Genomic DNA, 25,455 nt, shown 5'->3' with positions numbered 1-25,455 from the left:
ATCAAGGGGAGGGCTGAATCATTCACGCGTTGCGCAGCGCGCCCGCGACCAGTTTCTGCAGCTTGCTGTGCACCGCGGCGCTGCCCGCGACATATTCGCTGCGCTCGATCGCGCGCTCGCCGCCCCTGAAATCGCTGACGAAGCCGCCGGCCTCGCGCACCAGCAACATGCCCGCGGCAACGTCCCAGATATTGAGCTGACTTTCCCAAAAACCGTCAAAGCGCCCCGCCGCGACCCAGGCAAGGTCGAGGCTGGCGGCGCCGAAACGGCGCAGCCCTGCGACTTCGGGCGCCACCGCGCCGAAGATGCGGCTCCACTGCGCCATGTCGCCATGCCCCATGAACGGAATGCCGGTCGCGATCAGACATTCGTTGAGATAACGGCGCGACGAAACGCGCAGGCGCCGGTCGTGCAGCCACGCGCCGCGGCCGCGCTCGGCCCAATAGCTTTCGTCGGTCACCGGCTGATAGATCAGGCCCGCGGTGATATCGCCCCAGCCGCCGCCCAGCTTGGGTTCCTGCACCGCGATCGAGATCGCGAAATGCGGGATGGCGTGGAGGAAGTTCGACGTCCCGTCGAGCGGATCGACGATGAAGCGCGGCTTGCCCGGCTCGCCCTCGATCTCGCCGGCCTCTTCCATCAGAAAGCCCCAGCCGGGACGGGCGTGGGTCAGTTCGTCATAGAGCGTGCGCTCGGCCGCCTGGTCGGCCTTCGACACGAAATCCGCCGGTCCCTTTTGCGAAACCTGCAAATGCTCGATCTCGCCGAAGTCGCGGCGCAGCTTCGTGCCGGCCTTGCGCGCGGCGCGTTCCATGACGGTGATGATGCCCGATACGGCCATAGCTAAATCTCCCCCCTCCCGCTTGCGGGAGGGGTCGGGGGAGGGAATGTTTCATATCGGAAGAACGCCCGTCCCTCGACAGGCCCTCCCCTGACCCCTCCCGCAGGCGGGAGGGGAGCGCAATCAATCCGCGCGGCGGACATACTCGCGGTCATAGACATTGACCACGATGCGGGTGCCGCTGGTGATGTGCGGCGGCACCATCACGCGCACGCCATTGTCGAGGATCGCGGGCTTGTACGACGACGACGCCGTCTGCCCCTTCACCACCGCGTCGGCCTCGACGATCGTCGCTTCGATCTGCTCGGGCAGTTCGACCGAGATCGGACGCTCTTCCCACAGTTCGAGCACGACTTCCATGCCGTCCTGCAGGAATTCATGCGCGTCGCCGACGACGTCCTTCGATATGGTGATCTGTTCGTACGTATCCTTGTCCATGAAGACGAGGTCGTCGCCCTCGGCATAAAGATACTGGAAATCCTTGGTGTCGAGGCGGACCTTCTCGACCGTGTCGGCGCTGCGGAAGCGGTTGTTGAGCTTGCGCCCGTCGATCAGATTCTTGGCTTCGACCTGCATATAGGCGCCGCCCTTGCCCGGCTGGGTGTGCTGGATCTTGGTGACCTTCCAGATGCCGCCTTCATATTCGATAATATTGCCGGGACGGATTTCAACGCCGGTGATTTTCATCGCGCACACTCGCTTCAACAAGAATGGAAAGAGCCACCGACACGCGCACCCGCGCACCGGTTCAGGAGCGCGCCCTTAGCCGCGCGCGCGGCTAAGGGCAAGCATCGCTTATTCGGCGGGCGTCTCGTCGATGCGCCTGCGCGTCCGCGCATAGGCGAACCAGCCAAGCGCCGCGAGCAGGCCGAGGCCGATGAACTGCGACGCCACCCCGAACCCGTCACCGACGATCGCGAGCCGGTCGGCATCGCCGACCGCCGCGACCGTCCCGGCAAAGACCAGCCCGTAAAGGCTGTCGCCGACGACCAGCCCGGTCGCCAGCAGCACGCCCATCCGCCGCGCGAAATCGGGGCGCGTCGTCCTGTCCGACATACGGTTCCAAAAATGGCCGATCACGGTGCCGATGATCGTCGGTAACGTCACCGACATCGGCAGATACATGCCCATCGCGATGGCGAGCGGCGGCAGGCGCATCTTGCCCGCGCGGCCCAGACATTCGTCGGCGACGATCGCCACGACCCCGATTCCGCCGCCGAGCCCGACGAGGTCCCAGCGCAGCGTCCCGCCAAGCACCCCTTGCGCGATCGACGCGATCAGCGAAGCCTGCGGCGCGGCAAGCGCGTTCGGCCCGGCCCCCGGGGCGCCGGCGAAACCGAATGCGGTGTTGAGAAGGTCCAGCACCGGCGGGATGATGAACGATCCCGCCAGCACGCCCAGGATCAGCGCGACCTGCTGCTTCCACGGCGTCGATCCGACGAGTTGCCCGGTCTTGAGATCCTGGAGATTGTCGTTGGCGACGATCCCGATCCCAAAGACGAAAGCGGTGACGAACAGCGCAAAGGCGATCAGCGGCGCGCGGTCGGCCGCCGCCACTTCGCCGCCGAAGATCGCGGCGACAAGCACCGCGGCGATCAGGATCGACAGGATACCGATGCCCGAAACCGGGCTGTTCGAGGTGCCGACCAACCCGGCCATATAGCCGGTGACGATCGCGGTCGCGATCCCGACCACCAGAATGAAAAGCAATGCGAGCGTCAGCGCCGCGCCGAATGCGCCCGCGAGCGGGCCACCCTGTACGAAATGCCAGATCAGCACGCCGATCGGGATCAGCAGCGCGAGGCTGGTTCCGATCACGATCGATCCAGGCAGGTCGCGTTCGGTCAGTTCGAGCACCTGGCCGCCCTTGCGCGCGCGCGCCGCCGCGGCAATTCCCTTCAGCCCCTGCGCGATCGATCCCGCGATGCGGATCAGCGCCCAGATCGCCGCGACCGCGATCGCCCCGGCGCCGACAAAACGCACTTCCTGGCTGAACACCGCGCCAACCACATCATCGACCGCGCCGCTCTTTCCGGCGCTGAGCCATGGCAGCAGGACGAACCAGGAAATGGCCGTGCCGATCGCCATCGCGATCCCCGTTGCCAGCCCGATCAGGTGCCCGACGCCGATCAGCCCCAGCGACATGGTGCCCGCGACGCCGCCGACCCCGGCGCCGAGCTTGAAATTCTTGGCGACCTCGCCCGCCGCTACCTTGAGCGCGGTCATCACGCCATAGAAGGCGGCGACCAGCGCACCGAGGATGATCGTCGACAGGCCAAGCCGGTTCTCGCGCGCGCCTTCATCCCCCGCCATGCCGACGCGCAGGATTTCGGCGCCCGCGACGCCTTCGGGATAGGGAAGGTCCGAATTGATGACGAGCGCGCGGCGCAGCGGCACCGACAGCATCACGCCCAGCACCCCGCCCGCGGCGCAGGTCAGCATCGTCGTCCAATAGGGGAAATTCGTCCACCAGCCGACGATGACGAGGCCGGGAAGGATGAAGATCATCGTCGCCACCGCACCCGCGGCGCTGCCGATCGTCTGGACGATGTTATTTTCGACCATGTTCGACCCGCCGAGCGTCCGCAGCACCGCCATCGAGATCACCGCGGCGGGAATCGCGGTCGAAAAGGTCAAGCCGACACGCAGCCCGAAATAGACGTTCGCCGCCGTGAACAGAAAGGTCAGCAGCCCCCCCAGCACGATCGCGCGCAGCGTCAGTTCGCGCATCGCCGCGCCACCCTGGTTTCCATTCGTCATCATGGTCTCCCTCGCCGCAACCTGTCGCGGGCGCCGCGCTCCTAGGCAAGCGAAAAGGCGACGAACCGAAGCCGATTTGACGCATCGATCCAATATATCGCCCTGCCCGCAATTCATAAGGCGGGCATGACGAATATCGATCTTCCCGACCGGGCGCCGCCCCGCACGCCGCAGAAACCGGCCCGGCGCCCCGCGCCCTGCGCTGGCCTGTTCGGCTGGCGCAAGGAAGCCGCGCCGCGTCCACCCGACAAGGACAAGCCGCGCAGCGGCTATCCGCTCGCTTAGGGTCCGCCGCGATTCACGCGCGGATTACCCTCTCAGCAGTGCATCGAACGCCCGCACGGCGGCCCCCGGCCCCTCGGGATGCGCCCACACCGCGCTCGACACCGCCAGGAAATCGGCGCCCGCCTCGATCAATATCGCGGCATTGTCGGGGGTGATACCGCCGATCGCCACGCAGGGAAGCTCGAACAATCCCTGCCACCAGACCAGGATGTCGGGCTCGGCATAATGCTCCACCGCCTTGGTGGTCGTCGGAAAGAAAGCCCCGAACGCGACATAATCGGCCCCCGCCTCGCCTGCTTCCATCGCGAAATGGCGGCTGTCGTGGCAAGTCACGCCGATCTGCGCCTGCGGTCCAAGCAGGCGGCGCGCCTCGCGCGGATCGCCATCGCCCTGCCCCAAGTGCACACCGTCGGCGTCGAGCCGCTTAGCAAGCCCCACATCATCATTGACGATGAATGCGGTGTCATGCGCGGCGCAGATCGCCTGCAACGGCTCGGCGAGCCGCGCGGCGGCGTGCTGATTCAGCCCCTTGATCCGAAACTGGAACGCCGCGACCGGCGCGGCGGCGAGCGCTTCCTCGAGTTTGGCGGGAAAATCGCCCCCGACGTCGAGCGGCGAGATCAGGTAAAGCTGGCAGGTTGGCGTGGTCATGGCGGGTTCATAGCGATGCGGCGATTATCCCGCAAATGCAGAACCTGCCCCGCCTCCCTATTCCCGCCTTGGTCCTTCCCGCGCTCGCCGCCGCTTTCGCTGTGTCGGCCTGCGCAACAACCCGCGAACAGGCGCCGCTGCCCGACGGCCGCGACGTCGCGTTCGGCCAGCGCGCCTATGTCGACGGCCCCATCGTCCAGCCGGTCAAGCTGCTGGAGGACAGCCGCTGCCCGATGAATGCGCGCTGCGTCTGGGCGGGCCGCGTGCGGCTGCAAATGGTTTGGATTCGCGGCAATGGCGAGAAGCAGCCATTCGAGGTGACGCTCGGTAAACCCACGCACCTCGCCGACGGCACGATCACGCTCGAATCGGTGCGTCCGGCAAAACGCACCGGCGGAGCCATCCGCTCTGAGGATTATCGCTTCTCGTTCCGTTTCATGGGCGGGTTGTAGAGCATATTCGTCATTGCAAGCGAAGACGGAGTAGGTTGCTCAGCGCACCCGCGCCAGCACGAACCCGTCCCAGCCTTTCGCCCCGACGGTCTGGATCGCGGTGGCGTCGAGTCGCGGGTCGGCGCTCAGCCGAGCGAACAGCGCGCGCGTGCCCTCTATTCGCTCGTCGCCGCTATCGGCGTCGAGCACGCCGCCTTCGCGGACGACATTGTCGACGATGATCGTCGTGCCGCTGCGCCCCAGCCGGATCGCTTCGGCGACATAATGGGCGTTGCTCTGCTTGTCGGCGTCAATGAAGACCAAATCGAACGGCGCGTCGGCGGCGATCCCGGCCAGGCTGTCGGCGGCGGGGCCGACGCGGATGTCGACCTTGTCCGCGACGCCCGCCCGCTCCAGATTCTCGCGCGCCACGGCCGCATGATGCGGTTCGAGTTCGAGCGTCACCAGCGTGCCACTCGCGGGTAGAGCGCGCGCCAGCCAGATCGTCGAATAGCCGCCGAGCGTCCCGACTTCGAGGATGCGCTTCGCCCCCGCCATCTGCGCGAGCAGGAACAGCATCTTGCCCTGCGCCGCCGACACGTCGATCGGTGGCAGGCCGTTGGCTGCGTTATTGGCGAGGGCGGCGGCAAGCGCATCGTCGGCGCCGAGCAATTTTTCGGCGATATAATCGTCGACGGCTTGCCAGCCCGTGGCCATTACGCGACCGACGCCGCGTGGATTTCGCCGATCGCCCCGCCGAGCGAGGCGTTGAATTCGTCGTCGCTCATCTGGTGGCGGAGGTCTTCGAGCAGCGCCCGGCTGAAGCTGGCGATGATGCCGGGGTTCTTCGCCAGTTCGGCGCAGGCCTCGGCGCGCACGAAACCGCCCGACAAGGCGACGACGCGCAGCACCTTGGGGTGATCGACCAGCGGCTGGAACAGGCCGGGTTCGGTCGGCAGCGACAGCTTCAGCATGACCGGGGCGCCGTCCCAAGCGTCGAGTTCCGCCAGCATTTCGTTCAGTAGCAGGCGATCCGCTGCGGCGCGCTCGACACTCTTGATATTCACTTCGGGCTCGATGATCGGGACCAGATCGTGCGCGGCGATGCGTTTCGCTTCAGCGAACTGCTGGCGCGCGATCGCCTTGATGCCGTCGGCGTTGGCAAGGTTGACGACGCTGCGCATTTTGGTGCCAAACACGCCCTTGGCGACCGCGCGGTCGCACAATGCGTCGAGGTCGGACATCGGCTTCATCAACTGGACGCCCTCGGCTTCGGCTTCGAGCCCCTTGTCGACCTTCAGAAAGGGAACGACGCCGCGGTCCCAAAGCAACGCCGGGACAGGCTGGCCGCCCGCTTCTCCATCCATCGTGCGTTCGAACAGGATCGCGCCGATCACCTTGTCGCCGTTGAAGCAGGGCGCAGTGACGATGCGGCTACGCATCGCGTGGATCAGGCCGAACATTTCCTCGTCGTTCGAAAAGGCATCTTCGTCGATGCCATAGCCTTTCAGCGCCTTGGGCGTCGATCCGCCGCTCTGATCGAGCGCGGCGATAAAGCCCTGACCCGATTTGATCTGTTCCAGCATCGCGGCATTGGCGGCAGTCATGTCATCTCCAGTTGGCTGCATACGTATGGGATCGAGCGCATAGCCCCGCCCCGTGCGGGAAGCAATGCGACGCTCGTTCAGGCCTGAAGGGCGTCGACACCCGGCAGCGGCTTGCCTTCCATCCATTCGAGGAATGCGCCGCCCGCGGTCGAGACGAAGGTGAAATCGCCGGCGACCCCCGCGTGGTTGAGCGCCGCGACGGTATCGCCGCCGCCCGCGACCGAGGTCAGCGAGCCTTCGCGGGTCAGCGCCGCAGCGGTCCTGGCCAGCGCGACGGTCGCGGTGTCGAACGGCGGCGTCTCGAACGCGCCGAGCGGGCCGTTCCACACCAGGGTGCGGCAATTTTTGAGCACATCGGCGAGCGCTTCGGTCGCCGCCGGGCCGATGTCGAGGATCATCTCGTCGGCCGCGACCTCATGGACGTTGACGGTGCGGGTCGGCGGGTTCGGCGCGAACTGTTTTGCCACCACGACGTCATAGGGCAGATGGATCGTGCAGCCCGCGCTATCGGCGGCATCGAAGATCGCGTTCGCGGTATCGACCAGATCATGCTCGCACAGAGACTTGCCGACATCGACCCCGCGCGCGGCGAGAAAGGTGTTCGCCATGCCGCCGCCGATGATCAGATGATCGACCTGGCCGACGAGATTCCTGAGAACGTCGATCTTGCTCGACACTTTCGCGCCGCCGACCACCGCCGCGACCGGATGCGCCGGATTGCCGAGCGCCGCGTCGAGCGCGTTGAGCTCGGTCTCCATCGCGCGGCCGGCATAGGACGGCAAGCGGTGCGCGATGCCTTCGGTCGAGCCGTGCGCACGGTGCGCGGCCGAGAAAGCGTCGTTAACATAAAGATCGCCGATTTCGGCAAGCGCATCGGCAAAGGTCGGATCGTTGCTTTCCTCACCGGCATGGAAGCGCGTATTTTCGAGCACCGCGACGTCGCCGGCGGCGAGCACCGCAATCCCCGCTTTCGCGCCCTCGCCGATGCAATCGGGAATGAACATCACCGAATGGCCAAGCACGTTGGCGACTCCGTCGATGACCAGACTGAGCGACTGGGTCGGATTCTTCGCGCCCTTTGGCCGCCCGAAATGGGCGAGCAGCAGGACGATCGCGCCCTTGTCCGACAGCTCGTGGATCGTCGGCAGAGCCGCCTGAATACGCGTCGTGTCGCTGACCGCGCCTTCGAACATCGGGACGTTGAGATCGACGCGGACGAGCACGCGCTTGCCGGTGACGTCGCCGATATCGTCGAGGGTTTTGAACGCGGTCATCTTGTTCACTCCGATGCGGAATGTTCCCCTGCGAAGGCAGGGGTCCATCTCCTACGCTCTCGTGGCCAACCTCCGTCCGTTCCATTCCGACACGGTCGGAGATGGGCCCCGCCTTCGCGGAGGGCACGGCAGTGGAATTACAGCAGCCCGGCGATCACGCCCGCAGTATCGACCATGCGGTTCGAGAAGCCCCATTCATTGTCGTACCAGCTGACGACGCGAACCAGCTTGCCTTCGAGAACCGAGGTTTCGAGGCTGTCGATGGTCGAGCTTGCCGGACAGTGATTATAGTCGATCGAGACCAGCGGCTCGTCGGAGAAAGCCAGAACGCCCTTCAGCGCGCCTTCCGATGCGTCTTTCAGGATCTTGTTCACTTCCTCGACGCTCGTGTCGCGCTTCGGGGTGAAGGTCAGGTCGACCAGGCTGACATTCGGGGTCGGCACGCGGATCGCCGAGCCGTCGAGCTTGCCCTTGAGCTCGGGCAACACTTCGCCGACCGCGCGGGCCGCGCCCGTCGTCGTCGGGATGATCGACATCGCGGCGGCGCGCGCCCGGCGCATGTCGGGGTGGATCTGGTCGAGGATCTTCTGATCGTTGGTATAGGCGTGGACCGTAGTCATCAACCCGCGCTCGATACCCAGCGTGTCGTTCAACACCTTGGCGACCGGCGCGAGACAGTTGGTGGTGCAGCTCGCGTTCGAGACGACATGATGCTCACGGGTCAGCTTGTCATGGTTGACGCCATAGACGACGGTCAGGTCGACGCCCTTGGCGGGGGCCGAAATCAGCACGCGCTTGGCGCCCGCAGTCAGATGCTTCGACGCGCTATCACGGTCAGCAAAGAAACCCGTGCATTCCAGCGCGATATCGACGCCCAGCTCGGCGTGCGGCAAGTTGGCCGGGTCGCGCTCGGCGGTGACGCGAATGCGCTTGCCATTGACAACCATCGCGTCGCCATCGGCCGAAACCTCGCCCGGAAAAGCGCCGTGAACGCTGTCGCGTTTGAACAGCAGCGCGTTCGACTTGGCGTCGGCAAGATCGTTGATCGCGACCAGTTCGAGACCGCAGTCGGGGCGCTCGAGGATGGCGCGCGCTACCAGGCGACCGATGCGTCCGAAACCGTTGATTGCGACTTTCACTGCCATGTCGAGGGAGTCCTTTCTGCCTATGGTGGCCCGGTCTTTATGCGCCGAGCCGTGCCAGTATCTGGGAGGTGATGGCATCGCCGGTCAGGCCGAAATGCCGGTAAAGGTCGTCGATCGGCGCCGACGCACCAAAGCTGTCGATGCCAAAGCGCAGGCCGTCGCGGCCGGTGTAGCGTTCCCAACCGAACGTCGTGCCCGCCTCGATCGAGACGATCAGCGTGTCGGCGGGCAGGATATCGGCTTGATAGGCGGCATCCTGTTCGTCGAACAGCTCGGTCGACACCATCGAGACGACGTCGGCGCCTTGGCCCGCGGCTTCGAGCTTGTCAGCGACCTCGATCGCGAGCGACACTTCGGAGCCGGTGGCGACGAGCACCACCTTCTTCGCCGCCGACGCGGCGCGCAGGCGATAACCGCCTTTCAGGCAAAGATTTTCCGTGACGTCATGGCGCAGCGGCGGAAGGTTCTGGCGGGTCAGGGCGAGCAGCGACGGACGACTATCCTGCGCAAGCGCGATCGCCCAGCATTCGGCAGTTTCGACCGCATCGGCGGGGCGCATGACCAGGAGGTTCGGCATCGCGCGCAGCGACTGGAGATGCTCGATCGGCTGATGCGTCGGGCCATCTTCGCCCAACCCGATGCTATCGTGCGTCATCACATAGACGACGCGCTGCCGCTGGAGCGCCGACAGGCGGATCGCGCCGCGGCAATAATCGGCAAAGACCAGGAAGGTGCCGCCATAAGGGACGATTCCGCCGTGCAGCGCCATGCCGTTCATCGCCGCCGCCATGCCGAACTCGCGGATGCCGTAATAGATGTAACGGCCAGAATAATCACTTTTTGTCAGTGGCTTGGTGGATGAAGTTTTGGTGTTGTTCGAACCCGTCAGATCGGCGCTGCCGCCGACGAGTGCGTCGATATCGGCGGTGAGTGCACCAAGCGCATTCTCCGAAGCCTTGCGCGTCGCGACCTTCGGCGGCTCGGCGACGAGCCCGTCGAGATAGGCCTTGAACGCCGCGCCCGGCGCGACCTGGCCATTCAGACGATCAGAAAAATCCGTTTTCTTTTCGTTCCTTGCAAGGCGACTATTCCATTCGGCGTGAAGCGCCTTGCCCTTCGCCCCGAACGCTTTCCACGCCTCGGCGATGTCGGCGGGAATGACGAACGGCTCGGCGGTCCAGCCGAGCGTTTCGCGCGCCGCGGCGACTTCATCGGCGCCGAGCGGCGAGCCGTGCGTCGCCGAAGTGCCCTGCTTGTTCGGCGCGCCAAAGCCGATCACGGTGCGGCAAGCGATCAGCGACGGACGATTGTCGGCGATCGCGCCGTCGATCGCGCGGCAGATGTCGGCGGGGTCGTGACCATCGCAGCTATCGACGTGCCAGCCGGTCGCGGCGTAGCGCGCCCGCACATCCTCGCTCGTCGACAGGTCGGTCGATCCGTCGATGGTGATCTTGTTGTCGTCCCACAGCACGACCAGGCGCCCAAGCTGCAAATGCCCGGCCAGACCGATCGCTTCGTGATTGATGCCTTCCATCAGGCAGCCGTCACCGGCGATGACCCAGGTGCGATGGTCGACCAGATCGTCGCCATAGATCGCGTTGAGATGGCGCTCGGCAATCGCCATGCCGACCGCGGTCGCCAGCCCCTGCCCCAGCGGCCCGGTGGTCGTCTCGATGCCCGCCAGTTCGAAATTTTCGGGGTGGCCGGCGCACGGGCTGTTGAGCTGGCGGAAATTGCGGATGTCGTCCATCGTCGGCCGCGCATAACCCGCGAGATGCAAGGTCGCGTAAGCGAGCATCGAGCCGTGGCCCGCCGACAGGACGAAGCGATCGCGATCGGCCCATTTCGGATCGGAAGGGTCGAATTTCAGATAATCCGAATAAAGGACGGTCGCGACGTCGGCCATGCCCATCGGCATCCCAGGATGACCGCTGTTCGCAGCCTGGACGGCGTCCATCGCGAGCGCGCGGATCGCGTTGGCGAGTTGACGTTCGGACAGTGTCATGGGTTCCCCGGAAAAGGATGTGAAGATGGCCGGATTCGATGGGGACAGCCCTTCGCGGCGACGGGCGCAGGAGTCAACCGCCACGGCACAAAATAGCGCTTATTCCGGCTATTTCGGCGCGGAGAGGCGATTGCACGACATCCCCGGCGCTGCTAACCCGTGGTCATGGAACTCGACCTCGACGAATCCAGCCTGGCCATCGGCCGCATCGAACGGGCGCTGAGCCGGATCGAGAACGCGCTCACCGAGCGGGCGAATCGCCCTGCGCCGCAACCCGTTTCCTCCGAATCCGCCGCGGGCGACCCGTCGGCGCTGAAGGCCGAAGTCGTCGCGGTGATCGGCGAACTCGACCGCCTGATCGCGGAGGCGAAAAATGGCTGACGTCAAGCTCAACATCGCCGGGCGCGTCTACGACGTCCATTGCGCCGACGGGCAGGAACCGCAGTTGCTGACCCTCGCGACCGTGGTAGACGAGAAAGTGCGCGCGATGCCGGGCGGCACCGAACTTCGCCAATTGCTCTTCGCGGCACTGATGCTCGCCGACGAAGCGCAGGACGCCAAGGGCAAGGCCGCGAAGGCCGAACCGCAGTCCGATTCGCTGCGCGCCGCGGTAGCGCTCGCCGAAAGCCGCGAAGCGCAGGCGCGCGAGGAGCTGAAAGCCGCGCTCGCCGACCTCAACGCGCTCAGAAAAGCGCCGCCCTCGAACCCAACAGACGCTAGGCCGTCGCACGACCGCGCGCTGCTGCAGATCGCCGATCGTATTGAGACGCTGGTGACGCGGATCGAGCAAATTCCCTAAATCCCTTGAGACCGCACCGCAGCCGCCCTACATAGGGGGCGGCGGGCACTGCCCGGTACGAGCTTTTGCGAAAATCCCTGAGGCGATACATCATCCTAGGGGGCTGTCCCTGCCCGGACCCTGGTCCGACGTATATGGTCCCCACCTGACGTTACTGGCGTCAGAGGATCTTCCAGCAAACGACCCACGGTGGTCCCGCCACCCGCCATTTACGTTCCGAGGAGCGGAAACGACATGCTTTCCGACAGCCTCGCTCAGCGGAAGCAGAAACTCCGCGATAAGCTACGTTTCCGGCGTCGGCATTTCGTCGCCAATCTGGGCGACATGGCGCGCTTGGGTGCCTTCCGCGCGCTGCCCGCCCCCCTTGCCGATCTCGTCGCGGCGTCCAATCCCGTGGCCGCTTACGCTGCTTGGGATTCCGAACCCGACATATTGCCGATGTTAACATGTGTAATATTGACACTTCCCTACCACGAGGGACGCATCGAAACGATGGATTTTCGCCGCTGGCGAGCCGGGGAGCCGCTCGTCAAGGGTCCGTGGGGAACGCCGCAGCCCGCCGACGACACCGACCGCCTGCTTCCCGGCCTCATCTTCTGCCCGCTGGTTGGCTTCGACCGCCAAGGCGGCCGGCTCGGCCAGGGCGGCGGTCATTATGACCGCTTTTTCGCCGCGCATCCCGGCCTGATCCGGATCGGTGTCGCCTGGTCGGTGCAGGAAGTTGACACTGTTCCCATCGAGCCGACCGACGTCCGGCTCGACGCCGTGCTGACCGAACAGGAATATATCATGACCGGAGACCGCCTGTGAGCCAGATTCCAGCCGATCCGCCACCGAGCTGGCGCAAGCCCGCGGGCATTTTCCTGATCCTGCTGCTGATCGCGCTATGGGCCACGCTGATCGTCGCGCTGTCGCCGTGGGTGGGAGCATGGCCGGTGCTCGTCCAGGCGATCTTCTATCTCGTCGCAGGCATCATCTGGGTCTTGCCGTTGAAGCCGCTGCTGCGCTGGATGGAATTGGGGCGCTGGCGCGGCTGACGCGCCGGTCCCTGAACTTCCAGCCCCGATTTCCAGCGATGACATGATCCCAAGCCGCGGCCGCCATTCCGTCCAAAAGGACAGGGAATGGCGCGAGTGACGGGGCTCGAACCCGCGACCTCCGGCGTGACAGGCCGGCACTCTAACCAACTGAGCTACACCCGCGTGTGCTTGGGAGCAGCGCCAATATGCGCCGCGCTCCGGCCTGTCAACCGTCGCTTTCGCCCTTTGTGCGATTTAATCGATCGCGCATCTCGTCGGTCGCCGTCAGCGTGCCGCGCTCGAACAGAAAACCCCCAAGATCGGGCGTTCCGGTCGAGTGGAGGATGGTCTGGAGGATCAGGAGGAGAGGCACCGCTAGCAGCGCGCCGGGCGTTCCCCAGACCCATCCCCAAAAGCTCAGCGATACGAGGATCAGCAGCGGATTGATCGTCAGCCGCCGGCCGAGCACCAGCGGCGTGACCAGATTCGCCTCGACCAGATGCACGCCGATGAAGATCAGCGCCGGCAGCAGTGCGAATCCCACCGCATCAAACGTCATCAGTCCGCCGAGCCCAAGCAGCACAGCGGCGACGATCGGCCCCAGATAGGGTACGAAATTGCAAAGGCTGACGATCCCGCCCCACATGAAGGGCGACGGCATGCCGAGCGCCCAGAGCAGCAACGAGACGACCAGCCCCAGAATCGCGTTGATGATCGTGATCGTCGCCAGATAATCGGCGGTTGCATCGACGACATTCTGGATCACGCGCGCGGTCTGCATCGCACCGTCGAAACTGCCGCGGCGACGGATCGTCCCGCGCCGCAGCCGCGTCCAGCCGGCGAGGAAGAAGAAGATGACGAGGACGGCGAAGAAAAGCTGGATCGCCGCCGCGGGCGCCGCCGAGATGAAATAGTCGACCACCGACGATGGCGCCTGCGCCGCGACCGCCTGCGCCGTCGCCTCGGTGCCGCTGGCGACCGACATCAGCGTGCGATCGACGAAGCGTTGCAGGCTCGAATAGAAATCGATGAGCGGAGCGAGGTTGCTCTGGATGCGCGGGATCGATTCAGGGATGCGCGCGAACCAGCCGGTCGCGGGCACGACGATGATCGCCAGCGCCGCATTGACGATCATCAGGAACCCCGCCAGCGACAGGAAGGCGGCCAGCCCCGAAGGCACGCTGCGGCGCTCGAGCCATTCGAGCAGCGGCACCAGCGCGATCGAGATGACGATCGCCGCCGTCAGCGGCAGGAAAAATTCCGCTCCCGCCTGCAAGGCGAACGGTAAAGCCAGGCAAAAGGCCGCGCCGACGATCAGCGCGAGCGCCGCGAGCAGCCGATCGCGCCGGAAATCATCGACTTCGATCTGACGCAGGGAACTGGCGCGCGGCGACCGCTTGTCCTTGCTCCCCCCTTCTTCGCCCACGACGTCATCTCCCGGTTAACTGCTTCATCCTACGCGAGCTTTCTCCGCCGCGCCAGAATCCTTCTCCGCCCGACCTTTTGCCTCCCTCTACCGGTCGAAAATTCCATTTCCTATCGCCGTGTTAACCATAAGTTTCCCTTTTATCGCGAGAACGAGCGTCAAGGTTCAGCTTGGGAGTCATGGTCATGGTGAAAGCGTCCGCCGCATGATGGAGATGCCGATGCGCACCGCCCTTGTCCTTCTATCCGCCGCTTTCGCTCCAGCGCCGGCGCTCGCGGCGAACCAGGTTGCGCTCGACAACAGCGTGTTCGTCGAGCGTGTCACGACCGACGCCAGCGGCCGGCAGCGCATATTGCTCGAGGAGCCCAAGGCCGTCGTTCCCGGCGACCGGCTCGTCTTCGTGCTGAACTATCGCAACGCGGGCGCGCGAGCGGCCGACCGGTTCGTGATTACGAACCCCATGCCATCGGCGGTCCGCTTTGTCGGCGCGGGCGACACCCGGCCGATCGTCTCGGTCGATGGTGGCAGAAGCTGGGGCGCGCTCGACACGCTGACCGTTCCGCTTACCGACGGCAGCCGCCGCCCGGCGCAGCCCGCCGACGTCACCCATATCCGCTGGGCGTTCCAGAAACCGATCCCGGCGGGAGGCGCCGGAAAGCTGATGTTCAGGGGCGTTGTCAAATAAGACCCCCACCTGCGCGGAGACGACGGGGCGATCAATCCGCGAACAGCAGGATCGGCGTCTCGATAAGCTTCTTGAGCGCCTGGACGTAGCTCGCGGCGTCCCAGCCATCGACGACGCGGTGGTCGCAACTAATCGACAAATTCATCAGCTTGGCGCGGCGGATATCGTCGCCGTCAAAGACCGGGCGCTCGACGATCTTGTTCGGGCCGATGATCGCAACCTCGGGCCGGTTGATCACCGGCGTCGTCGCGATGCCGCCAAGCGGGCCGAGCGACGTCACCGTCAGCGTGCCGCCGGTCAGTTCTTCTACCTTCGCCTTGCCCGTGCGCGCAGCGTCGGCCAGGCGCGTGATTTCGCTCGCGAGCTGCCATACATTCATATCCTGTGCGTCACGGATCACCGGGACCATCAGCCCCGCGTCGGTCTGCGTCGCCATGCCAAGATGCACCGCGCCGTGTCGCGTGACCACACCGCCCTCGTCGTCATAGCGCGCGTTGATCATCGGGAATTGCGGGATCGTGCGGCAAATCGCGACGATCAGAAAAGGCAGCATCGTCAGCTTGGGGCGCTGGCCGCGATGGGCGTTGAGGTCGGCGCGCATCTCCTCGAGCGCGGTGACGTCCATTTCCTCGACATAGGTGAAATGCGGGATCGCCCGCTTCGACGCCGCCATATTCTCGGCAATCTTGCGACGCATGCCGATGACCTTGACCGGCTCGTCGGCGCGGGCGCGGCTGGCACCCGGCGCATGATAGCCCTGCCCGACGCTGTAGCGGAGATATGCGTCGAGGTCGGCGTGACGAACGCGGTCACCCTCGGCGTGAACCTGGCCGAGATCGATGCCGAGATCCTTGGCGCGCGCCCGAACGGCGGGTGAAGCCAGAACCTTCGCCTCTTCTCCCCTCCCGCTTGCGGGAGGGGTCGGGCGAGGGCTTGTTTCGACGGCGACCGGAGTGGGTTCAACAGGCCCTCCCCTAGCCCCTCCCGAAAGCGGGAGGGGAACTACTACCTCTTCGCCCCCCGGCGTCTCAGCCTCGATCTGCCGTTCGACCGGCGTATCCGCCGGCGACGCTTCGACATCGCCGTCACTCTCGGTCTCGATCACCGCCAGCGTCGAGCCGATCGCCACCATGTCGCCGACCTCGCCCGCCAGTTCGACGACGATCCCTGACACCGGCGATTCCATTTCGACGGTCGCCTTGTCGGTCATCATGTCGGCAAGCTGCGCATCTTCCTCGATGCGGTCGCCGACCTTCACATGCCAGGCGACGATTTCGGCCTCGGCGATGCCTTCGCCGATGTCGGGCAGACGGAATGAATAGCGGGCCATGACGTCAGTCCTTCAATATCTTGGTCAACGCGGTCGCGATGCGGACGGGGCCAGGGAAATAGGCCCATTCGAGGCTGTGCGGATACGGCGTGTCGAAGCCGGTGACGCGCTCGACCGGCGCTTCGAGATGATAGAAGCAGCGTTCCTGCACCAGCGCCGCGAGTTCGGCGCCAAAGCCCGAGGTGCGCGTCGCTTCGTGGATGATCAGGCAGCGCCCGGTCTTCTTCACCGACGTTTCGATCGCCTCGATATCGAGCGGCAGCAGTGTGCGGAGGTCAAGGATTTCGGCGTCGATGCCTATCTCGTCGATGATCGTCTTCGCGACATGGACCATCGTGCCATAGGCAAGCACGGTCACCGCCTCGCCCGCGCGCACCGTCGCCGCCTTGCCGAGGTCAATGCGGTAATAGCCCTCAGGTACCGCGCTCGCATCATGCTTCGACCAGGGCTCGACCGGGCGGTCGTAATAGCCGCTGAACGGACCGTTATAGATACGCTTGGGCTCAAGGAAGACGACGGGATCATTATCCTCGATCGCCGCGATCAGCAGGCCCTTGGCATCATAGGGGTTCGACGGGATCACCGTCTTCACGCCGCAGATATGCGTCATGATACTTTCGGGCGACTGGCTGTGCGTCTGGCCGCCGAAGATACCGCCACCGAAGGGCGTACGCACCGTCATCGGGCAGATGAAATCGTTCGCCGAGCGATAGCGCAGCCGCGCCGCCTCGCTGACAAGTTGGTCGAGCCCCGGGTAGATATAATCGGCGAACTGGATTTCGGGGACGGGCCGCAGGCCGTACGCGCCCATGCCGACGGCGACGCCGATGATGCCGCATTCGTTGATCGGCGTGTCGAAGACGCGGGTCTTGCCATGCTTTTTCTGGAGGCCCGCGGTGGCGCGGAAAACCCCGCCGAAATAGCCGACGTCCTCGCCCATCACCACGGTGGCGGGATCGCGTTCGAGCATGATGTCCATGGCGCTGTTGATCGCCTCGATCATGTTCATGGTTTTCACCTCGGAACTGGAAGATTCTGGCATCATTCGGGCTTCCAATCGGGGCCGAATTTGGCCTCGCGCTCGGCGAGCATCTGATCGCATTGCTCCTTGAGGTGCCAGGGCATCTCCTCGAACACATCCTGGAACATCGTTTCGAACGGCTGGTGCATGCCGTGACCCAAAATACCGAGCTTTTCCGACTGCTTCTGTGTCGTCTTCACAATACCTTCGAGGTCTTTCGCTTGCGCCTGATGGCGGTCGGCGTCCCATTCGCCCAGCAGTTCGAGGTGCTGCGCCAGCCGCGCGATCGGGTCGCCGAACGGCCAGGCGGTCGCCTCGTCGGCCGGACGATAGGCATTCGGGTCGTCCGAGGTGCTGTGCCCTTCGCTGCGATAGGTGAAATGTTCGATCAGCGTCGGGCCGTTGTTCGTCCGCGCCCGATCGGCCGCCCATTGCGTCGCGGCGTAGACCGCGAGCGGATCGTTGCCGTCGACCCGCAGCCCGGCGATGCCATAACCCACCGCGCGCGCCGCAAAAGTCGTGCGCTCGCTGCCCGCGAAGCCCGAAAAGCTGGAGATCGCCCATTGGTTATTGACGACGTTGAAGATGACCGGCGCGTTATAGACGGTCGCGAAGGTCAACGCCGAGTGGAAATCGCCCTCGGCCGACGATCCCTCGCCGCACCAGACGGTCGCGATCCGGCTGTCGCCTTTCGACGCCGACGCCATCGCCCAGCCCACCGCTTGCGGATATTGGGTGGCGAGATTGCCCGAAACGCTGAAGAAACCATATTCGGGCGCCGAATACATGATCGGCAGTTGCCGACCCATCAGATGGTCGCCGCGGTTCGAATAGATCTGGTTCATCATCTGGATCAGCGGATAGTCGCGCGTGATCAATATGCCCTGCTGGCGATAGCTGGGGAAGCACATGTCCGATCGGTCGATCGCCATCGTCGAGGCGACCGAGGTGGCCTCCTCGCCGGTGCATTTCATGTAAAAGCTGGTCTTGCCCTGTCGCTGCGCGCGGAACATGCGGTCGTCGAACGCACGAACGAGCATCATGGTGCGCAGCATCATGCGGAGGCGTTCGGGCGACAGTTTCGGATTCCACGGCCCCTTCGCGACGCCATCGAAATCGAGCACGCGGACGAGGCCATAGCAAAGCTCGCGCATCGCATCGGGCTTGGTTGCTTCGCCGGGGCGCGGGGTCGCATCGACCGCGGGAACTTCGATATCGCCGAAGTCGGGAGTGTCGCCGGGACGGTAGCGCGGCTCGGGAATGTGGAGCGACAGCGGCGGCAAATTGCCCGCCGGGCGCCGTAAACTCGCCTTGGGGGGCGTCTCGGGCATATCGTCTCCCTCCGGGCGCGAATCAGCGCCTAGTTATATTTCGCAGTGGCGACATATTATTTCAGTCGCCATATGAATGCAACGGCGGCGCTCAGACCGCGACGGGCGCCGGAATATGCGCTTGCGGGGCATAGGATTCGACCGCAAAATCCTCGAACCGGTAATCGAAAAGCGTCGCCGGACGGCGAAGGATGCGAAGCTTCGGCGCCCCTTCGGGAACCCGCCGCAATTGCTGCTCGACCAGTTCGCTGTGGTTGAGATACAGATGCACATCGCCGCCGGTCCACACGACCTCGTGCGCGTGAAGGTCGCACTGATCCGCGATCATCCGCGTCAGCAACGCCGCCTCAAAGATGTTGAAGGCAAAGCCGAGCCCAAGATCGCACGACCGCTGAAACAGCAGGCACGACAGCCCGCCGTCGCTGCGGACGTGGAATTGATAGGTCATGTGGCACGGCGGCAGCGCCATCCGGTCGAGGTCGGCGACATTCCAGCCGGTGAAGATATGGCGGCGCGAGCCCGGATTATTCCGGAGCGACTCGATCAGCGCCGAAATCTGGTTGTGCCCCTGCGTGGCGCGCCGAAACAGCCCCTCGCCCACCGGCTCGTAACGCGGCCAGTTGACCCACTGATGGCCGTAGACCGGGCCCAGGTCGCCCCATTTCGCCGCAAACGCCGCGTCGGCGACGATCCGCGCCTCGAAATCCTCGGCGCTCATCTCGTCGCCGGTCGCGCTGCGATAGGTGTCGAGCGGCCAGTCGGTCCAGATTTTCACGCCCTGCGCCAGCAACGGACGGATATTGGTGTCGCCGGTCAGGAACCAGAGAAGTTCGCGCAGCGCGGTCTTCCAATAGACGCGCTTGGTCGTCAGCAGCGGAATGGCGTCGTCGTTCAGCGAGAATCGCATCGTCTCGCCGAACAGCGAGCGCGTGCCGACCCCGGTGCGGTCGACGCGTTCGTCGCCTTCCGTCCAGATGCGCCGCATCAGGTCGAGATATTGCAGCTCATAATGGATGGAATCGGGCAACACGCGCTCCTCGCTATCGCCGTCTTTGCTAGGCCGCGCGCCGCGGCGCGACAAGGGGTTCGACGACCAGGCGCAGGCAAAGGCGCCCGCCAATGCTCCGATACGGCCCAATCGCCGCTTGGGCGACGATGCCGTGCGTCGCATGACCCATGCGATGATCCTGCTCGAACCCATCGACAAGCTGCCGCGCGCCGCGGGGGCCGCCGGTTTCGTGTCCCGCGATGCCGAGGATGCGATCGCGCGGCATCTGCTCCGCCCGATGCTGTTCGCTGATCGCGAGATCGCGCTGCTCGCGGGCTTCGACGCCTATGGCCGACTCGCCGGACTCGAAAGCGCCGCGGGCGATACGACCGGACGCTGCGTGATCACGCCGTCATGCTGGAACCGCCTGCTCGGCCAGCGCGTCGCCACGGTGCTGATGGCGCACAATCACCCTTCCGGCATCGCCCGGCCGAGCGACGCCGACCTTCGCTGCACGCAAGAAGCCGGTCAGTTTCTGCGGCTGCTTGGCATCGACCTTTCGGATCATCTGATTTTCGTCGAGAGCGGACATTTCAGCTTTCGCGGCGCCGGGCTGATCTAGAATCCAGCCCCTGACACAATCGTCGCAACCAAGCCGATTGGCGCTTGATGTTCGCAAATTGCGCGTCTAGAGGACCGCCCTGCCTTCGCGCCGGTCCGCCGGCGTAAAGATCGGTCGGGGAGTAGCTCAGCCTGGTAGAGCACTGTCTTCGGGAGGCAGGGGCCGGAGGTTCGAATCCTCTCTCCCCGACCAGCTTTTCCGCCAATTCTGTCTTGAGATAGACAGGGGTTGGCGGTTCATGTTGAACCTCATGCGCTAATTCTCCCTTTCTCAATCGCATCGGCAACGCGCTTCAGATAGCCCGGCGAATATCGAGCATAATGCTGTTGCGTCGTTCGGTCGTCGTCGTGCCCCAGCATTTGCGCCAATTCTGACATCGGCACCCCAGCTTCAGCGGCCCAGACCGCGCCCGTATGGCGCAGCGTGTAAGGCGTTGCGTGGACACCGCTCCTTTCGGACGCCGCCTGGAACGCCTTTTTGATGTTGCCGACCTGCTTCCCTGCCCGCTCGACGACATAGATCGAGGTCCGCGCGGCATAGGCTTCCTGCATGGCAGTCAGCAGCCGATCCCCGATTGGCACGACTGGCCGGCGCTTGGCGGTTTGCGTTCGTCCGACGGGGTTGAGGTCGATCTGGCTGCGCATGAAGTCGACTCGATCCCATGTCAGGTCGAGGATCGCACCGGGCCGGGCGCAGGTGAACAGCCCGATCAGCGCATAGAGTTTGGCGTGAGGCGCGATCATGCCGTCGTGCAGCCGGTCGAATTCCTTCCGGGTCAGGTGCCGCGTCTTGCGCTCCGACTTCGGCGGGAGCCAGACGGTTCCGCGCTCGGTGATATGCTTGTGCGGCGCCTTCATCGCCCAATTGAGCGCCGTCGAAAGCTTCATCAGTTCGAGCCGCGCAGTGGCATCCTCGACCTTGCGGGTTCGGCGATACTCGCGGCACATCGGCTCGTCGATCATCGCCGGGTCCACGTTCTGCCAGAAGGGCTTCATTGCCTTCCATGCGTCCTGCGTTCGACCGTGCGACGGCTTGTGCGCGATAGATGCCATATAGCCGGTCATGATCCGTTCCACGGTCCACGGACTATCGTCGGCCCCTTCCCAGATGGTGCGCGCTTCCGATTCGGCGCTCGCCCTATCTTGCGCGGCGAGTTGACGACGGCGGCGCTTTTGCTCGGGGTCGACTTCTGGGGGCTCTCGCCAGACGAGGGCGAACCCTCCCCGGAATCGCTGGACGGAATAGGGCTCGGTTCCGCTGGACATTTCTCATACCTCTCCACTTCGGCTGCACTGACGCGAATAAGCGCACCGATCCGAAATGTTTGCAACTCGCCCTGATTGACAAGTTTGCGGATCATGCTGTCACTGCATCCCCAGCGGTCGGCCAATTGGGCGATCGAATAGGGCCGGACGTCATGCTCTGGCAGGATATGGCTGTGGATGCCCATCACGCCGCTTCCCTCACAGCCTCGTCGACGAAAGCCGCGACCGGTTCCGCAGCAACCGGCTTCGCCCGCTCGATCACGTCAAGCGCCGCCAGCACCGACCGAAGCTGATCACTATGCGCCAGCAGCCCCGTATGAAGCGCGGCGCTATGCTCCTTCATGAGCTTCTCGGCGATGTCCTTGAGGGCGGCTTTCAGCGCGTCCTCTTCGGTCGTGAACAGCTTTCCGGCGTGTTCAAAGGCCGTGACTTTGGTGACGCACATCAGTCATGCTTCCTTTCCCATGCCAATCGTCCGGGCCATGCGCGCCAAAACTGCGCAGCCAGGTCGAGGCAGATGATTCGGTATTTCGCTTCGAAGGTTCGCCAGCCGATGCGGTGCTGCTCGTCGTGGTGGCCGTCACAGGCAGGGAACGAGTGCCGGTCGCTGACCTTGGTCCCCATGCCCTTGTCGCCCGCGTAATCGACGTGACACGCCCTCACCTTGCCGCTGCAAGCCCCGGTCTTTTCGAGGATGCAGCGGCGGGACCGGACCCATTGCAGGAAGGCCGGTGCGGACTTCTCTGCCGGGCGACCGGCGTTGCGGATGCGAGGGCGGGTGTCGACGCGCATCAGAATGGAATGTCCGGGTCGAACCGCTCGACCTCGATCGGCCGCGTCGTCCGCGTCCGGCTGACTGTCGCAAGGACGTAGAAGTCTTGACCGGGGTTCTGGACTGCCAGCCGCTCAGCCTCGGCTTCCGCCAAGTGCATTGCGCTATGGCGTTCGCGCGGCGAGTGCGGCCCCTTGGGGTTCCAGACGACATAGAACGGATCGGACGCCATCAGCCTTCCCCCTCCCCGGCTTCCGGCTGCTCGCCATAGTCCTCGACCTTCACCCCATCAGCGACCAGTTTGGCCACCTCGCGAGACTTCGGGATCGTCACGGCGAATTCATCGCCAGCTACATGACGGAGCGCCGCCGCATTGGTGGGCGCATCGACGAGCCGGATGGATTCGGTCGCCTTGTTGCGGACTGCATAGAGGGCCATCAGCGCGCCGCCTTCTTCGCCACGACAGCGGCCCGCACCTTCCCGGCCTTGGCGTCGTCGCGGTTCTTCTGGCGACGGATGATGTCCGCCTGCCGCTTCGCCCGCATGGCTTCGGCGTCGGGCTTGAGGGCGGCAATCTCGACTTCGGCCTTTGCGAGCCGGTCGGTGACATCCTTGTTCCATTTCGCGCGGACCGTGGCATCGCGGAGCAGCCCCTCGATGCGCTTTTCTGCGCTGTCGAGTTCATCATCTCGGGCGGCCAAATCCTTGATCGCCGTCTTGAATTTCGTGTCCAGCTTCGCGTGCTCTTCGGCGGACACCGCGCCGATCATCGATAGAAATCCCATGTCAGTTCTCCGTTGCTTGAAAGGCAAAGTTGGCGGTGAGCCGGTAATTGTTGGGCTGACCGGCGAGGCCCATGAAGCCGGCCATGATCGCGGCGGCGGTCTTCTTCGGCGCGGCTTTGATCTGGCGGGATATTTCCGCCTCAATCTGCGGGGCGGCGTCCTGAGCGATCTTCTCGACAGCGGCCTTCGCAGCGGCGCGGATGGCGTTGGCCGAAAGGACTTCGATGAAGTCGAACTTATTCTCGCTGCTGTATGTCGAGATCGTGCCGTTTGAGCTGACCTTTTGCTTCAAGGTCTGCTCGATGCAGTGCCGGATCAGCGCCGTAGGATCACCGATTTGAGCGATGACCGCCGTGGCAATCTGGTCCCGAATGATCGGTTCGACCAACTTCTCGTCGACTTCAAACTTCATGTCCATTCTCCTTCTAAAATTCAGCCGCCAGCCAGCGGGTTAAGCCGTCCGGCCCGGTCATTTTCGGCGGCCTCGACCTCGGCCAGCGCATCGGCGCTCAGAAACTCGCGATGTTGTTCAAAGCGGTTGATCGCGGACTTGAGGTCGAGAACAGTTTCTGCCGCGCGGATCGCATCGAGGTGATCGTCAACCGCCTTGCGCCATGCAGGGGCTTCGTCGGTCCCGTCGAACTGGTCGCCCCGGTCATCGTCTGCCGGGCCTTCCGCTGCGGTCGGGTTGTCGGGGGTGGCGGTGTCGGCGGGCGTCAATTCGCGCTCGCGGGCCTCGAACGCCTCGCCCACCTTGTCGTAAAGCGCGGGGTCGGTGTCGCGCAGCCATTCGCGGCGCTTGATGATGCCTGGCACCTCCGCCAGCGCAGCCAGTGCCTCGACGTCGGGCGCGGCCTCTGCGCGGCGGATCAGGTCGTCGGCAACCTCGCGCGCGCCGTTGTCGCCGCGCTGGTTGTCGATCGCGAGCGGCTTCACCGTCATGGCAACGCGCAGTCCGCGGCGGACCGTGATCATATGCGTCTGTGCCTCGGTGATATGCGAGACGTGGCTGACCTGAATGCCGCCTTCTGGCTTCCCCGCCCAAAGGACGTCGGGATTGCGGAAAAGCGTCATCGACCGACCGATGAAGTCTTTGCTCTCGTCGGTCTTCCAAACGAGCATCAGCAGCCGCCGCTGCCCCTTGTTGGGCTTGTACGGCTTCCCGTTGTCGCCTTCGTAGAAGATGTAGCACGGCTGATCCTCGCCCTTGCGGACATAGGCGTCGCGAACCGTAATGGTGATCGGGCCGGCGATCAGGTCATCGGCATTGAGCTGGTCCGACTTGGGAACAATGGTCGAGGCGAGGTCGCCCGTCATTTCAGGTCTCCGGTGGTAAAGATTGAGCGTTCGGTGGGGATCAACCGCGCGCCGGACGCCATCATCGCGTCGTAGATCGCTCGCTTGTCAGCGAGGTCGGCCTCGAACTTTTCGGATGCGGAAAGTATCGCGTCCTCATATTCGGGGATCAGGTCAACGCGGGTCGTCGACATGGGCAGTCCGCCCGAATAGCTGATGAAGTCGATCCACTTGCGCTTGGACGCGACAAGCCCGGTTTGATGCTGAAGCATGAACTCGGTCGGGATCAGCTTCTTCGAAGCATATTCGACAATCGTCTCGATCTGGTATTTTTGCTTCCGTGACTTGCACTCGATCAGGCCGTCGTCACCGACCAGACCGTCGGGCGAATAGCCGAGCGTGAAGCCCCATTCGTCGTTCGTAATGAAGCCGCATTCCTCAACCGGCGCATAGTGCTGCGAATATTGCAGCCGGGCCTCGATCTCATCCTCGCGACCGCGCAGAATGTCCCAGCTTTCATATGTCTCTTCGACAAAGCCGGTGATCCGCTGGGCGAGCAGTTCCCAAAGATGCGCCCGCGCCTTGTCGTTGTTGGCGACCTTGAGTGTCGGGGTCAGGATCAGCTTCATTTCGCTCGCCGTCAAAATGCCAGTCCGCAGCTTCATCCATTCGGCGGTGCCTTGGATGACGTCCCGGTGATAGACGACGCGGCCCTTCCCCGGTGCCGGGGTTGCCGTGCGCGCGGGTTCCGGCTGGTCGTCAACGGGCGCGGCGACGTAATCCCGGCTGAATGGGTTATCCATTGTCGGCTTCCTCTCTCATGCGGTCGCGGTAATCCTCGGCGCGCGCTTCCTCGGCGGCCTCACAGGTGGCGTCCCAGTCCTCGAAACATTCCGCGATCAGGTCGTCGCGCTCGAAAAGGTCGTCGGGAATGTAGGCCCAGGCATCGTCGTTGATTGGCACGATGTCCGTGATTTCGACCGTCGCGGGTTCAGCCGGGTCGGTCCGCGTTTCCGGGAACCCGTGGCGCCCGACATAGGTCACGCGCACCTCGGCCTCGCATTCGCTGCCCCGGCTGTCGTGCCAGATGACGGTGGTGGTGAAGCTGCCGTCCATG

33 protein-coding genes and 2 tRNA genes are annotated in these 25,455 nt (G+C 64.5%); 9 read left to right on the top strand and 26 right to left on the bottom strand.

Annotated features, from left to right (window positions below; genetic code table 11):
• Positions 1–22: 22 nt before the first annotated feature.
• The 3 genes from CVO77_RS00545 to CVO77_RS00535 form a co-directional block, all read right to left on the bottom strand.
• The gene (locus CVO77_RS00545; RefSeq protein WP_105997411.1) at positions 23–841 is read right to left on the bottom strand and encodes an inositol monophosphatase family protein; all 819 of its coding nucleotides are present in this window, start codon (positions 839–841) and stop codon (positions 23–25) included.
• 123 nt (positions 842–964) lie between these two features.
• Positions 965–1,528 (bottom strand): elongation factor P, encoded by a 564-nt coding sequence (gene efp / locus CVO77_RS00540; protein ID WP_105997410.1) that lies wholly within the window; start codon positions 1,526–1,528, stop codon positions 965–967.
• 108 nt (positions 1,529–1,636) lie between these two features.
• Positions 1,637–3,601 carry an OPT family oligopeptide transporter gene (locus CVO77_RS00535; protein ID WP_106000538.1) on the bottom strand — a complete coding sequence of 655 codons (1,965 nt, stop codon included), beginning with the start codon at positions 3,599–3,601 and terminating at the stop codon, positions 1,637–1,639.
• A gap of 126 nt (positions 3,602–3,727) precedes the next feature.
• Here CVO77_RS00535 and CVO77_RS21175 point away from each other — a divergent pair, with 126 nt between their 5' ends.
• Entirely contained in the window at positions 3,728–3,886 is a 159-nt protein-coding gene (locus tag CVO77_RS21175; RefSeq protein ID WP_158257946.1) for a hypothetical protein, read from the top strand.
• Positions 3,887–3,910: 24 nt separating this feature from the next.
• Here CVO77_RS21175 and thiE read toward each other — a convergent pair whose 3' ends face one another.
• The gene (thiE, locus tag CVO77_RS00530) at positions 3,911–4,537 is read right to left on the bottom strand and encodes a thiamine phosphate synthase (protein ID WP_105997409.1); all 627 of its coding nucleotides are present in this window, start codon (positions 4,535–4,537) and stop codon (positions 3,911–3,913) included.
• A gap of 35 nt (positions 4,538–4,572) precedes the next feature.
• Between thiE and CVO77_RS00525 the strand changes: the two genes are divergently transcribed.
• The gene (locus tag CVO77_RS00525) at positions 4,573–4,989 is read left to right on the top strand and encodes a hypothetical protein (RefSeq protein ID WP_242446039.1); all 417 of its coding nucleotides are present in this window, start codon (positions 4,573–4,575) and stop codon (positions 4,987–4,989) included.
• Between the two features lie 39 nt (positions 4,990–5,028).
• On the opposite strand, the gene CVO77_RS00520 is transcribed toward CVO77_RS00525, so the two are convergent.
• The 5 genes from CVO77_RS00520 to tkt all read right to left on the bottom strand — a co-directional run bounded on the left by CVO77_RS00520 (position 5,029) and on the right by tkt (position 10,999).
• The gene (locus tag CVO77_RS00520; protein WP_105997408.1) at positions 5,029–5,685 is read right to left on the bottom strand and encodes an O-methyltransferase; all 657 of its coding nucleotides are present in this window, start codon (positions 5,683–5,685) and stop codon (positions 5,029–5,031) included.
• Positions 5,685–6,575, bottom strand: coding sequence for a fructose bisphosphate aldolase (locus CVO77_RS00515; protein ID WP_105997407.1), 891 nt, complete (start codon positions 6,573–6,575; stop codon positions 5,685–5,687). Before CVO77_RS00515 ends, CVO77_RS00520 begins: the two co-directional genes overlap by 1 nt.
• 77 nt (positions 6,576–6,652) lie before the next feature.
• The gene (locus tag CVO77_RS00510) at positions 6,653–7,849 is read right to left on the bottom strand and encodes a phosphoglycerate kinase (RefSeq protein WP_106000536.1); all 1,197 of its coding nucleotides are present in this window, start codon (positions 7,847–7,849) and stop codon (positions 6,653–6,655) included.
• 137 nt (positions 7,850–7,986) lie between these two features.
• On the bottom strand, positions 7,987–8,994 hold the full coding sequence (gene gap / locus CVO77_RS00505) for a type I glyceraldehyde-3-phosphate dehydrogenase (RefSeq protein ID WP_105997406.1): 1,008 nt from the start codon (positions 8,992–8,994) through the stop codon (positions 7,987–7,989).
• A 37-nt stretch (positions 8,995–9,031) separates the two neighbouring features.
• A complete protein-coding gene (gene tkt / locus CVO77_RS00500; RefSeq protein ID WP_105997405.1) occupies positions 9,032–10,999 on the bottom strand; it encodes a transketolase in 1,968 nt (655 codons plus the stop codon).
• A gap of 165 nt (positions 11,000–11,164) precedes the next feature.
• Between tkt and CVO77_RS00495 the strand changes: the two genes are divergently transcribed.
• The 4 genes from CVO77_RS00495 to CVO77_RS00480 all read left to right on the top strand — a co-directional run bounded on the left by CVO77_RS00495 (position 11,165) and on the right by CVO77_RS00480 (position 12,835).
• Positions 11,165–11,380, top strand: a complete 216-nt coding sequence (locus tag CVO77_RS00495; protein WP_105997404.1) for a hypothetical protein — start codon at positions 11,165–11,167, stop codon at positions 11,378–11,380.
• Positions 11,373–11,798 (top strand): cell division protein ZapA, encoded by a 426-nt coding sequence (locus CVO77_RS00490; RefSeq protein ID WP_105997403.1) that lies wholly within the window; start codon positions 11,373–11,375, stop codon positions 11,796–11,798. Before CVO77_RS00495 ends, CVO77_RS00490 begins: the two co-directional genes overlap by 8 nt.
• A gap of 234 nt (positions 11,799–12,032) precedes the next feature.
• On the top strand, positions 12,033–12,608 hold the full coding sequence (locus CVO77_RS00485; RefSeq protein ID WP_105997402.1) for a 5-formyltetrahydrofolate cyclo-ligase: 576 nt from the start codon (positions 12,033–12,035) through the stop codon (positions 12,606–12,608).
• Positions 12,605–12,835 (top strand): DUF2842 domain-containing protein, encoded by a 231-nt coding sequence (locus CVO77_RS00480; RefSeq protein WP_105997401.1) that lies wholly within the window; start codon positions 12,605–12,607, stop codon positions 12,833–12,835. The genes CVO77_RS00485 and CVO77_RS00480 overlap by 4 nt, the downstream gene beginning before the upstream one ends.
• Before the next feature lie 88 nt (positions 12,836–12,923).
• On the opposite strand, the gene CVO77_RS00475 is transcribed toward CVO77_RS00480, so the two are convergent.
• Positions 12,924–13,000, bottom strand: a tRNA-Asp gene (locus CVO77_RS00475).
• 43 nt (positions 13,001–13,043) lie between these two features.
• A complete protein-coding gene (locus CVO77_RS00470; protein WP_106000535.1) occupies positions 13,044–14,192 on the bottom strand; it encodes an AI-2E family transporter in 1,149 nt (382 codons plus the stop codon).
• Between the two features lie 271 nt (positions 14,193–14,463).
• Here CVO77_RS00470 and CVO77_RS00465 point away from each other — a divergent pair, with 271 nt between their 5' ends.
• Entirely contained in the window at positions 14,464–14,928 is a 465-nt protein-coding gene (locus CVO77_RS00465; protein WP_242446037.1) for a hypothetical protein, read from the top strand.
• Positions 14,929–14,959: 31 nt separating this feature from the next.
• Here CVO77_RS00465 and CVO77_RS00460 read toward each other — a convergent pair whose 3' ends face one another.
• The 4 genes from CVO77_RS00460 to thyA all read right to left on the bottom strand — a co-directional run bounded on the left by CVO77_RS00460 (position 14,960) and on the right by thyA (position 19,637).
• Positions 14,960–16,258 carry a dihydrolipoamide acetyltransferase family protein gene (locus CVO77_RS00460; protein ID WP_105997400.1) on the bottom strand — a complete coding sequence of 433 codons (1,299 nt, stop codon included), beginning with the start codon at positions 16,256–16,258 and terminating at the stop codon, positions 14,960–14,962.
• Positions 16,259–16,262: 4 nt separating this feature from the next.
• Positions 16,263–17,267, bottom strand: a complete 1,005-nt coding sequence (locus CVO77_RS00455; protein ID WP_105997399.1) for an alpha-ketoacid dehydrogenase subunit beta — start codon at positions 17,265–17,267, stop codon at positions 16,263–16,265.
• Between the two features lie 32 nt (positions 17,268–17,299).
• Positions 17,300–18,610: a 3-methyl-2-oxobutanoate dehydrogenase (2-methylpropanoyl-transferring) subunit alpha gene (locus CVO77_RS00450; RefSeq protein ID WP_105997398.1), complete on the bottom strand. Its 1,311-nt coding sequence runs from the start codon at positions 18,608–18,610 to the stop codon at positions 17,300–17,302.
• Between the two features lie 91 nt (positions 18,611–18,701).
• Positions 18,702–19,637 (bottom strand): thymidylate synthase, encoded by a 936-nt coding sequence (gene thyA / locus CVO77_RS00445; protein WP_242446036.1) that lies wholly within the window; start codon positions 19,635–19,637, stop codon positions 18,702–18,704.
• Positions 19,638–19,662: 25 nt separating this feature from the next.
• On the opposite strand from thyA, the gene CVO77_RS00440 reads away from it, so the two are divergent.
• Both CVO77_RS00440 and CVO77_RS00435 read left to right on the top strand, forming a co-directional pair.
• Positions 19,663–20,220, top strand: a complete 558-nt coding sequence (locus CVO77_RS00440) for a JAB domain-containing protein (RefSeq protein ID WP_242446035.1) — start codon at positions 19,663–19,665, stop codon at positions 20,218–20,220.
• A gap of 115 nt (positions 20,221–20,335) precedes the next feature.
• Positions 20,336–20,412 (top strand) — tRNA-Pro (locus tag CVO77_RS00435).
• A gap of 56 nt (positions 20,413–20,468) precedes the next feature.
• Here CVO77_RS00435 and CVO77_RS00430 read toward each other — a convergent pair.
• From CVO77_RS00430 to CVO77_RS00380, 11 genes are read right to left on the bottom strand one after another with little or no spacing between them, the layout of a single operon-like run.
• Positions 20,469–21,296: a tyrosine-type recombinase/integrase gene (locus CVO77_RS00430; RefSeq protein ID WP_158257945.1), complete on the bottom strand. Its 828-nt coding sequence runs from the start codon at positions 21,294–21,296 to the stop codon at positions 20,469–20,471.
• Complete coding sequence (locus CVO77_RS21880) at positions 21,281–21,670, bottom strand: helix-turn-helix domain-containing protein (RefSeq protein WP_106000531.1); 390 nt, start codon at positions 21,668–21,670, stop codon at positions 21,281–21,283. The genes CVO77_RS00430 and CVO77_RS21880 overlap by 16 nt, the downstream gene beginning before the upstream one ends.
• Positions 21,670–21,930, bottom strand: coding sequence for a hypothetical protein (locus tag CVO77_RS00420; RefSeq protein WP_105997396.1), 261 nt, complete (start codon positions 21,928–21,930; stop codon positions 21,670–21,672). The genes CVO77_RS21880 and CVO77_RS00420 overlap by 1 nt, the downstream gene beginning before the upstream one ends.
• Complete coding sequence (locus CVO77_RS00415; RefSeq protein ID WP_105997395.1) at positions 21,930–22,277, bottom strand: DUF968 domain-containing protein; 348 nt, start codon at positions 22,275–22,277, stop codon at positions 21,930–21,932. Before CVO77_RS00415 ends, CVO77_RS00420 begins: the two co-directional genes overlap by 1 nt.
• Positions 22,277–22,489 (bottom strand): hypothetical protein, encoded by a 213-nt coding sequence (locus CVO77_RS00410; protein WP_105997394.1) that lies wholly within the window; start codon positions 22,487–22,489, stop codon positions 22,277–22,279. The genes CVO77_RS00415 and CVO77_RS00410 overlap by 1 nt, the downstream gene beginning before the upstream one ends.
• Positions 22,489–22,695, bottom strand: coding sequence for a hypothetical protein (locus CVO77_RS00405; RefSeq protein ID WP_105997393.1), 207 nt, complete (start codon positions 22,693–22,695; stop codon positions 22,489–22,491). The genes CVO77_RS00410 and CVO77_RS00405 overlap by 1 nt, the downstream gene beginning before the upstream one ends.
• Positions 22,695–23,027 (bottom strand): hypothetical protein, encoded by a 333-nt coding sequence (locus CVO77_RS00400; RefSeq protein ID WP_146130789.1) that lies wholly within the window; start codon positions 23,025–23,027, stop codon positions 22,695–22,697. The genes CVO77_RS00405 and CVO77_RS00400 overlap by 1 nt, the downstream gene beginning before the upstream one ends.
• Positions 23,028–23,043: 16 nt before the next feature.
• Positions 23,044–23,454 (bottom strand): hypothetical protein, encoded by a 411-nt coding sequence (locus tag CVO77_RS00395; RefSeq protein ID WP_105997391.1) that lies wholly within the window; start codon positions 23,452–23,454, stop codon positions 23,044–23,046.
• A 20-nt stretch (positions 23,455–23,474) separates the two neighbouring features.
• Positions 23,475–24,359 carry a hypothetical protein gene (locus tag CVO77_RS00390; RefSeq protein WP_105997390.1) on the bottom strand — a complete coding sequence of 295 codons (885 nt, stop codon included), beginning with the start codon at positions 24,357–24,359 and terminating at the stop codon, positions 23,475–23,477.
• Positions 24,356–25,141 carry a YqaJ viral recombinase family protein gene (locus CVO77_RS00385; RefSeq protein WP_105997389.1) on the bottom strand — a complete coding sequence of 262 codons (786 nt, stop codon included), beginning with the start codon at positions 25,139–25,141 and terminating at the stop codon, positions 24,356–24,358. Before CVO77_RS00385 ends, CVO77_RS00390 begins: the two co-directional genes overlap by 4 nt.
• Positions 25,134–25,454, bottom strand: coding sequence for a hypothetical protein (locus tag CVO77_RS00380; protein WP_105997388.1), 321 nt, complete (start codon positions 25,452–25,454; stop codon positions 25,134–25,136). The genes CVO77_RS00385 and CVO77_RS00380 overlap by 8 nt, the downstream gene beginning before the upstream one ends.
• Position 25,455 lies beyond the last annotated feature (1 nt).

The sequence above is a fragment of the Sphingopyxis lindanitolerans genome (assembly GCF_002993885.1).
Classification (GTDB): Bacteria; Pseudomonadota; Alphaproteobacteria; order Sphingomonadales; family Sphingomonadaceae; genus Sphingopyxis; species Sphingopyxis lindanitolerans.
This window is presented reverse-complemented; position numbering and strand designations above follow the sequence as displayed.

Coding starts and splice junctions, on each gene's coding strand:
- CVO77_RS00545 (WP_105997411.1), bottom strand. CDS start 841: ATGGCCGTATCGGGCATCATCACCGTCATGGAACGCGCCGCGCGCAAG.
- efp (WP_105997410.1), bottom strand. CDS start 1,528: ATGAAAATCACCGGCGTTGAAATCCGTCCCGGCAATATTATCGAATAT.
- CVO77_RS00535 (WP_106000538.1), bottom strand. CDS start 3,601: ATGACGAATGGAAACCAGGGTGGCGCGGCGATGCGCGAACTGACGCTG.
- CVO77_RS21175 (WP_158257946.1), top strand. CDS start 3,728: ATGACGAATATCGATCTTCCCGACCGGGCGCCGCCCCGCACGCCGCAG.
- thiE (WP_105997409.1), bottom strand. CDS start 4,537: ATGACCACGCCAACCTGCCAGCTTTACCTGATCTCGCCGCTCGACGTC.
- CVO77_RS00525 (WP_242446039.1), top strand. CDS start 4,573: ATGCAGAACCTGCCCCGCCTCCCTATTCCCGCCTTGGTCCTTCCCGCG.
- CVO77_RS00520 (WP_105997408.1), bottom strand. CDS start 5,685: ATGGCCACGGGCTGGCAAGCCGTCGACGATTATATCGCCGAAAAATTG.
- CVO77_RS00515 (WP_105997407.1), bottom strand. CDS start 6,575: ATGACTGCCGCCAATGCCGCGATGCTGGAACAGATCAAATCGGGTCAG.
- CVO77_RS00510 (WP_106000536.1), bottom strand. CDS start 7,849: ATGACCGCGTTCAAAACCCTCGACGATATCGGCGACGTCACCGGCAAG.
- gap (WP_105997406.1), bottom strand. CDS start 8,994: ATGGCAGTGAAAGTCGCAATCAACGGTTTCGGACGCATCGGTCGCCTG.
- tkt (WP_105997405.1), bottom strand. CDS start 10,999: ATGACACTGTCCGAACGTCAACTCGCCAACGCGATCCGCGCGCTCGCG.
- CVO77_RS00495 (WP_105997404.1), top strand. CDS start 11,165: ATGGAACTCGACCTCGACGAATCCAGCCTGGCCATCGGCCGCATCGAA.
- CVO77_RS00490 (WP_105997403.1), top strand. CDS start 11,373: ATGGCTGACGTCAAGCTCAACATCGCCGGGCGCGTCTACGACGTCCAT.
- CVO77_RS00485 (WP_105997402.1), top strand. CDS start 12,033: ATGCTTTCCGACAGCCTCGCTCAGCGGAAGCAGAAACTCCGCGATAAG.
- CVO77_RS00465 (WP_242446037.1), top strand. CDS start 14,464: ATGCGCACCGCCCTTGTCCTTCTATCCGCCGCTTTCGCTCCAGCGCCG.
- CVO77_RS00460 (WP_105997400.1), bottom strand. CDS start 16,258: ATGGCCCGCTATTCATTCCGTCTGCCCGACATCGGCGAAGGCATCGCC.
- CVO77_RS00455 (WP_105997399.1), bottom strand. CDS start 17,267: ATGAACATGATCGAGGCGATCAACAGCGCCATGGACATCATGCTCGAA.
- CVO77_RS00450 (WP_105997398.1), bottom strand. CDS start 18,610: ATGCCCGAGACGCCCCCCAAGGCGAGTTTACGGCGCCCGGCGGGCAAT.
- CVO77_RS21880 (WP_106000531.1), bottom strand. CDS start 21,670: ATGGGCATCCACAGCCATATCCTGCCAGAGCATGACGTCCGGCCCTAT.
- CVO77_RS00420 (WP_105997396.1), bottom strand. CDS start 21,930: ATGTGCGTCACCAAAGTCACGGCCTTTGAACACGCCGGAAAGCTGTTC.
- CVO77_RS00415 (WP_105997395.1), bottom strand. CDS start 22,277: ATGCGCGTCGACACCCGCCCTCGCATCCGCAACGCCGGTCGCCCGGCA.
- CVO77_RS00410 (WP_105997394.1), bottom strand. CDS start 22,489: ATGGCGTCCGATCCGTTCTATGTCGTCTGGAACCCCAAGGGGCCGCAC.
- CVO77_RS00405 (WP_105997393.1), bottom strand. CDS start 22,695: ATGGCCCTCTATGCAGTCCGCAACAAGGCGACCGAATCCATCCGGCTC.
- CVO77_RS00400 (WP_146130789.1), bottom strand. CDS start 23,027: ATGATCGGCGCGGTGTCCGCCGAAGAGCACGCGAAGCTGGACACGAAA.
- CVO77_RS00395 (WP_105997391.1), bottom strand. CDS start 23,454: ATGAAGTTTGAAGTCGACGAGAAGTTGGTCGAACCGATCATTCGGGAC.
- CVO77_RS00390 (WP_105997390.1), bottom strand. CDS start 24,359: ATGACGGGCGACCTCGCCTCGACCATTGTTCCCAAGTCGGACCAGCTC.
- CVO77_RS00385 (WP_105997389.1), bottom strand. CDS start 25,141: ATGGATAACCCATTCAGCCGGGATTACGTCGCCGCGCCCGTTGACGAC.
- CVO77_RS00380 (WP_105997388.1), bottom strand. CDS start 25,454: ATGGACGGCAGCTTCACCACCACCGTCATCTGGCACGACAGCCGGGGC.